Consider the following 2,071-nt stretch of genomic DNA (forward strand, 5'->3'; position numbering starts at 1 on the left):
GCGCCTGCGCGGCGCGGTCGCCAGCCGAGACGATCAGCACGTCGCCATCGGTCGGCACATCGGGCACCGCGACGCAGAGCCGCCACGGCGCCGCGCCGCGCGGCCAGTCGCCGAGCCGCGCGCGAATCCGTTCGGCCGCTTCGGCCAGTTCGTCGGCCGGCGGCCAGAATGCATCGGCGAAACGCGCGCTCATGCGCCGCCCCCGTCCTGGTGCCAGAACGGCATCCCGACGACCGGGGTGCTCGCATGCGCGGTCTCGCGCGCATCCATCGGCCCGGCGAGATAGGCGGCACGGCCGGCCTCGACGCCCTGCGCAAACGCGCGCGCCATGATCTCGGGATGCGTGGCCTGCGACACGGCCGTGTTTAGCAACACGCCGTCGAAGCCCCACTCCATCACCTGGCACGCATGCGACGGCACCCCGAGCCCCGCGTCGACGATCAGCGGCACGTCCGGCAGCCGCTCGCGCAACACGCGCAGGCCGTACGGGTTCACGACGCCCTTGCCCGTGCCGATCGGCGCGCCCCACGGCATCAGCGCCTCGCAGCCGACGTCGAGCAGGCGCCGGCCGATCACCAGATCCTCGGTGCAGTACGGCAGCACCTTGAAACCGTCCTTGACCAGTTGCGCGGCCGCTTCGATCAGGCCGACCGGGTCGGGCTGCAGCGTGTAGTCGTCGCCGATCAGTTCGAGCTTGATCCAGTCGGTGCCGAAGACCTCGCGCGCCATGTGCGCGGTCGTCACGGCTTCGGCGACGGTCTGGCAGCCGGCCGTGTTCGGCAGCAGCGGCACCGCGTGGCGCTTGAGCAGGTCGAAGAAGCCGGCTTCGGCCGTGCCGCCGGTCATCTGGCGGCGCAGCGCGACCGTCACCATCCCGGGACGCGACGCGGCGATCGAATCGGACAGCGACTGCAGCGACGGGTAGCGCGACGTGCCGAGCAACACGCGGCTTGCGAAGGTTTCGCCGTACAGCGTCAACGCGTCGGCGGAGGTGAGGGACGTCATGTCGTTTTCCTGAAAGAGCGGGGACGAAGCGTGAACAACGCGGCGGCGCTCAGCCGCCCGCGACCGGGTGCACGACGTCGAGCTTGTCGCCCGCCGCGAGTGCGCGCGCCGCGTGCTGCGTGCGCGCGACGAAGTTGCCGTTCAGCGCGACCGCGTACGGCGGACGCGCGCCGTACGCGACGAGCGCGTCGGCCACCGTTGCGCCGTCGGGCAACGTCAGGGTCTGTTGGTTGATCTGGATGTCCATGAGGCTTCGTCGAATTCGGTCGGCAGCGCGCGTCAGGCCGGCTGGCGCGCGTCGTTGCGGTGATGAAGGAGCGCCGGCCAGCGCTCGGCGTCGCGCCACGTGGCGAACGCATCGGCGTCGCCGAACGCGCCGCCGAGCGCGGCTTCGGCGAACGCGACCGCCGCGTGCGCGACTTCCGGCGCGATCATGAAGCCGTGCCGGTACAGGCCGTTGACGGCGAGCGTCGACGCGCCGTCCCAGATCACCGCCGGGCGATGATCGGGCAGTGTCGGCCGGCATTGCGCATTGAGTTCGAGAATGCGCGCCTCGCCGAACGCCGGATGCACGGAAAACGCCGCGCTCAGCAGTTCGAGCGCGGAGCGCACGCTGACGGGCGACATGTCCTCGCCCTCCACCTCGGTCGCGCCGATCACATAGAGATCGTCCTGCTTCGGTGCGATGTACAGCGGGTAGCGCGGATGCAGCAACCGCACGGGCCGGGTGAGCCCGATGCCGGGCGCGTGCACGCGCGCGACTTCGCCGCGGATGCCGCGCAACGCGGGCAGCGCGGGTTTCGCGCCGAGCCCGCGGCAATCGATCGTGAAATGCGCGGCAGGCAGGTTCGCATCGTCGATCGTGACATGCCAGTGCAGGTCGACGCCGCGCTCGACGAGGCCGGCCGCGAGCGCGCGCAGCGCCTGGCGATTGTCGAGCTGGCCTTCGTTCGGCAACAGCAGGCCGCGCGCGAAGCGACCCGCGAGCACGGGCTCGGCCGCGTCGACCTGCGCGCCGGCGAGCGTCACGAAACCGCGGTCGAACAGGTCGGCCGGCGCGTTCGCG

General features: G+C 71.7%; 3 protein-coding genes and 1 pseudogene. All 4 read right to left on the reverse strand.

Annotation, left to right across the window (positions count from 1 at the left end; genetic code table 11):
* Positions 1-193 (reverse strand): annotated as a pseudogene (locus tag G3N96_RS38480) (thiamine phosphate synthase); the annotation flags it as partial.
* Positions 190-1,005 (reverse strand): thiazole synthase, encoded by an 816-nt coding sequence (locus tag G3N96_RS38485; protein ID WP_034183640.1) that lies wholly within the window; start codon positions 1,003-1,005, stop codon positions 190-192. The pseudogene G3N96_RS38480 and the gene G3N96_RS38485, both read right to left, overlap by 4 nt.
* 49 nt (positions 1,006-1,054) lie before the next feature.
* A complete protein-coding gene (thiS, locus tag G3N96_RS38490; protein WP_031400104.1) occupies positions 1,055-1,252 on the reverse strand; it encodes a sulfur carrier protein ThiS in 198 nt (65 codons plus the stop codon).
* A gap of 32 nt (positions 1,253-1,284) precedes the next feature.
* The coding region (locus G3N96_RS38495) for an FAD-dependent oxidoreductase (protein WP_206140474.1) at positions 1,285-2,071 on the reverse strand (787 nt) is incomplete at its 5' end.

This window comes from Burkholderia sp. Se-20373 (assembly GCF_017104705.1).
GTDB lineage: Bacteria > Pseudomonadota > Gammaproteobacteria > Burkholderiales > Burkholderiaceae > Burkholderia.